Annotated in this window: 3 protein-coding genes and 1 pseudogene; 2 read left to right on the top strand and 2 right to left on the bottom strand. The window is 75.8% G+C overall.

The features are described 5' to 3' along the window. A partial coding sequence (locus tag RIF68_RS27990) for a S8 family serine peptidase (protein WP_309054083.1) occupies positions 1-2,504 on the bottom strand: 2,504 nt, incomplete at its 3' end. Positions 2,505-2,735: 231 nt separating this feature from the next. On the opposite strand from RIF68_RS27990, the gene RIF68_RS27985 reads away from it, so the two are divergent. Both RIF68_RS27985 and RIF68_RS27980 read left to right on the top strand, forming a co-directional pair. After that, a complete protein-coding gene (locus RIF68_RS27985; protein ID WP_309054082.1) occupies positions 2,736-3,719 on the top strand; it encodes a helix-turn-helix domain-containing protein in 984 nt (327 codons plus the stop codon). A 114-nt stretch (positions 3,720-3,833) separates the two neighbouring features. Beyond that, the gene (locus RIF68_RS27980; protein WP_309054084.1) at positions 3,834-4,316 is read left to right on the top strand and encodes a DUF456 domain-containing protein; all 483 of its coding nucleotides are present in this window, start codon (positions 3,834-3,836) and stop codon (positions 4,314-4,316) included. Here the strand turns inward: RIF68_RS27980 and RIF68_RS27975 are convergent. Beyond that, positions 4,303-4,650 (bottom strand): annotated as a pseudogene (locus RIF68_RS27975) (DNA-3-methyladenine glycosylase 2 family protein); the annotation flags it as partial. The gene RIF68_RS27980 and the pseudogene RIF68_RS27975 overlap by 14 nt on opposite strands.

The raw sequence follows: 4,650 nt of genomic DNA, 5'->3' as shown, positions 1-4,650 counted from the left end.
ACGCGGCCCCGGACGCCGGCGGCCGCGAGCTCCTCGGGGGTTCCGGTGCCGGCGTCGGCGAGTCGGGCGGAGCCGGTGCCGTCGAGGTTGTCGGAGCCGGTGGAGGCGGTGACCGGGTGGAGGGTCAGGCCGTCGCCGGTGCGCAGGGAGGTGATCTGCGGGGCGGCGGTGCGCCAGTAGCTGCCGGACTCGAAGGTGCCGTCGGTGGCGTGGCCCTCGACCGAGGCGTAGTAGCCGCGCAGGGTGCGGGGGCCCGCCGCGGTGCCGGCGTGCAGCCAGGTGTCGTCCCAGGAGCGGGCGAAGGCGAGGGTGGTGCCGTGGGATTCGGAGGGCCGGTCGGTGCGGACGATGAGCCGGTGGGCGCGGCGGGCGTCGAGGACGACGGTGGTGTCCTTCCGCAGCTCCAGCTGCGGGCGGGCCAGGTGGCTGAGCGAGTCGTTCAGCGTGGCGCCCTCGCCCTCGTCGGGGGTGGTGACGAAGGAGGTGAGGAAGTAGCTGCCGGGGCGCAGGCGGTAGAGCTGGTCGGCGGCGCCCTCGTTGAAGCGGCGCTCACCGCTCGCGGTGTCGGTGCCGATCACGTCGAGCGAGGAGGCGCCGCCCGCCGGGTTGCCCTGACGGTCGATCAGTTTGACGCGCAGAGTGACGGTTTCGGGCTCGACGTGGAGCGCGAAGGGGGTGGAGACACGCAGGCCGCCGGGGCCGGTGGCGATCACGCGGCCGGTGACGTCACCGTACTGGGCGCGGGTCAGGCGGGCGGCCGGGTCCAGGTCGAGGGGCACGTGGACGGTGGCGCCGGCCGGGACGGTGACGGTGCGCGCGCCGAGCCGGGCGATCGGGGCGCGGACGGCGGAGCCGTCGTTGCCGGTGACCTTCTCGACGGCCAGGCGGAGGGTGACGGGCGCGGCGCCGGTGTTGGTGTAGGGGACGCGGACGGTGGTGCGGTCGCTCCGGTCCTGCGGCCAGGCGAAGGCACCGCCCTGGACGGCGGGGGCGCCGAGGACGGACTGGTCGATCGCGGCCTTGACGTCGAGCCGGCCGCCGCCGGTCTCGCGGACGTCACCGGGGATGCCGCTGTCGGCGGAGGAGACGAGCGCGGCCTTGATCCGCTGGGCGGTCCAGTCGGGGTGGCGCTGCTTGAGGACGGCGGCGGCGCCCGCGACGTGCGGGGTGGCCATCGACGTACCGGACATGGCCTGGTAGGCGTACGGCCCGCGGCCGCCGGCCGCCGCGGCGGAGATGGCGACGCCGGGGGCGGCGATCTCCGGCTTGAGGGTGTGGGCGGCGTTGGCGACCGGGCTCCGGCTGGAGAAGGACGCGGTGGTGTCGTCGCGGTCGGTGGCGCCGACGGTGAGGACGCCGGGGGCGCAGCCGGGCGAGGAGACGGAGTTGAGGGAGGGACCGGCGTTGCCGGCGGCGACGACGAACAAGGTGCCCTCGCCGCGGGCGAGTTCCTCGGCGGCGGCGCTCATCGGGTCGTCGCAGTCGGTCTCGGAGGGGTTGCCGAGGCTCAGGGAGACGACGTCGGCGCCCTGTGCGACGGCCCACTCCATGCCGGCGATGATCCAGGAGGTGGCGCCGGAGCCGTGGTCGTCGAGGACCTTGCCGCTGAGGAGCTGGGCGCCGGGGGCGACACCCTTGTTCCGGCCGCCGCTCGCGGCGCCGGAGCCGCCGACGGTGGAGAGGGTGTGGGTGCCGTGGCCCTGGCGGTCGGCGGCGGTGTCGGAGTCGGTGAAGTTCTCGGAGGCGACGAGGCGGCCCTTGAGGTCGGGGTGGTCGGTGTCGGCGCCGGTGTCGAGGACGGCGACCCGGGTGCCGGTGCCGTCGTAGCCGGCGGCCCAGGCCTCGGGCGCGCGGACCTGCCGGGTCGAGCGTTCCAGGGTGGCCTCGACCTTGCGGTCGAGCCAGAGCTTCTTCAGTCCGGTGGCGGAGCGGGCGCCGGGGGCGTCCACCTCGGCCCAGAAGGTGGCGGCGCGCTTCTTGTCGGCGGTGAGGGCGACGCCGTCGACGGTGGTGAGGACGTGGCCGCGGCGGGCGCCGCGCGGGGCGGCGGGCACGGAGCGGGTGACGTCGGAGCCGTAGGTGGCGATGAGGGGCAGGGTGGGGGTGGCGGCGTCGTCGTAGCCCTGGCGGACGAGGCCGGTGACGTTGAAGAGTTCCTCGTCGACGCGGCCGGCGGCGAGGGCGCGGACGGCGGAGTCGGGGTAGGCGTAGAGGTCCTGGCCCGAGCGGCGGGTCTGGACGAGCGGGACGGTGCCGTCCTCGCGCGGCAGCGCGGTGGCCGCCGGGTTTCCCGCGGCGTCCCGGGTGACCAGGACGCGGTCTCCGGTGACCAGGGTCACCGTGGCGGTCCGGGCTCCGGCCGGGGCCGGGGTCTCGCTTCCGACCAGGGGTCGGCCGGCGGTCGGTCCGTCCTGCGGCACTGCCGCGAAGGACGGGGCGACCGCGGTGACGGCCAGGACGGCGGCGGTCGCCGCCCTCAGGAACGTACGGGGCATCGGGCGCATCGCTCTCCCCCTCTGATTCCGGAAAAAGGGCGCGAAAGGTCCGCTTCCGGAGACTGTTGGTGTTGCGGTGGCGCCACATTGGCAGAGGTGAGGGCGGTGCGGGGATGATGGGCACGGCGGGAATACGCCGTGGCCGATTCCCGCCAGGTCACCAACGGAACGAATGCCTCCGGCAGGCGCTCCGGGAACCCCCGGGACGCGGCCGGTGGTACGGCGAGGGGCGGGACACACATGCTGGGAGCGATAGGACTCGACGGACGTCAGGAGTCCGCGTACCGGGCGCTGGTGGCGCTGGGCGCGGCGGAGGTCTCCGATCTCGCGCACCGGCTGGCGCTGCCCGAGCAGGACACCGAGCGCGCGCTGCGCCGGCTGGAGGCGCAGGGGCTCGCCGCCCAGTCCTCCGCGCGGACCGGGCGCTGGGTGGCGGCGCCGCCCGGGGTGGCGCTCGGGGCCCTGCTGACCCAGCAGCGGCACGAGCTGGAACAGGCGGAGCTGGCGGCGAAGCTCCTCGCCGAGGAGTACCGGGCGGAGGCGACGGAACCGGCGGTTCACGACCTGGTGGAGGTGGTGACCGGGGCGAGCGCCGTGGCGCATCGTTTCTTCCAGCTCCAGCTCGGCGCCACGGAGGAGGTCTGCGCGCTGGTCACGGGCAAGCCGATCGCCGTGACGGGCCTGGAGAACGACGTGGAGGAGCGGGCCGCGAGCCGCGGTGTCGCCTACCGGGTGGTCCTGGAGCGCGAGGTGCTGACCCAGCCCTCGGGGCTCGGCGAGCTGGCGGCGGCGCTCGGCCGGGACGAGAAGGTCCGCGTGGTGGACCGGGTGCCCACCAAGCTGGTGGTCGCCGACCGGACCCTGGCCATGGTGCCGCTGACCAGCCGGGGCGCGGAGCCGGCGGCGCTCGTGGTGCACGCCAGCGGGCTGCTGGAGTCGCTCATGGGCCTCTTCGAGTCGGTGTGGCGCGACGCGCTGCCGCTGCGGCTCGGGGCCGGCGCGCAGGTCACGGAGGACGAGGCACCGGGTCCGGACGCCACGGACCTGGAGGTGCTGTCCCTGCTCCTCGCGGGCATGACGGACGCGAGCGTCGCCAAGCAGCTGGACCTGGGCCTGCGGACGGTGCAGCGCCGGGTGAAGGGCCTCATGGAACTGACCGGGGTGACGACCCGGCTCCAGCTGGGGTGGCACGCGTACGAGAAGGGGTGGGTGTCCCGGCGCTGAGGCGGGAGTGGCGGGGGCTCCGGTGCGGCCGCGGCATCCGTGCCCCCGGGCCCGCGTCCTCCCGGATGCCGCGCCGGACCTGCGCGGAGGCAGTGGGTGAGGGACGCTGGCCGGGTGGGTGTGTGGCAGCTCCTGATGGTGGCGACGGTGATGCTGCTCGGCGTCTTCGGGGTACTCGTGCCCGGAGTGCCGGGGACGTGGCTCGTGTGGGCCGCCATGCTGTGGTGGTCGCTGCAGGAACGGACCGGCCTCGCCTGGATCCTGCTGGTCTCCTCGACGGCGCTCCTGCTGCTGACCCAGGTGGTGGTCTGGCAGTTGCCGCCCCGCCGCTTCCGGGGCGTCGGCATCACCCGGCGGATGGTCGCGTACGCGGGCGCCGGCGCGCTCCTCGGTTTTCTGCTGCTCCCGGTGGTGGGCGCCGTCCCCGGTTTCGTGGGCGGGATCTACCTCGCGGAACGCCTGCGCCTCGGCGGGCACGGCCAGGCCAGGGCGGCGACCCGGGCCGTGATGCGGGCGGCGGGCACGAGCGTCCTGGTGGAGTTGTTCGCGTGCCTGCTCATCGCGGGCGCCTGGGCGGGCGCCGTCATCGGCGGCTGAGCGGGGCGGGCTCCGGCGCCAGGTAGCGGGCCGCGTACGAGCGCCAGGGGCGCCACCGCTCCGCCTCCGGTCCGGGTACGGACGCGGGGGCGACGTCCGGGTCGCCGAGGGCCCGCATGCGGATCAGGGCGGCGGTCCCCGCGTCCACGCCCGCGACGGCCCGCAGGGCGCGCTCGGCCTCCTCGCGGTCGGCGCCCGGGTCGAGGCGGACCTCCCCGGCGGCCAGGGCGCGGGCGAGCGGCCCGGCGGCCGGGTGGGCGGTCAGCCCGGCCGGGGTGGGGAAGAGATGGGTGAGGGTGCCGCAGGGGGTGTCGAGGGGCGTGCCGTACCGCTC

This window comes from Streptomyces sp., from assembly GCF_031178505.1.
Taxonomy (GTDB): domain Bacteria; phylum Actinomycetota; class Actinomycetes; order Streptomycetales; family Streptomycetaceae; genus Streptomyces; species Streptomyces gulbargensis.
This window is presented reverse-complemented; position numbering and strand designations above follow the sequence as displayed.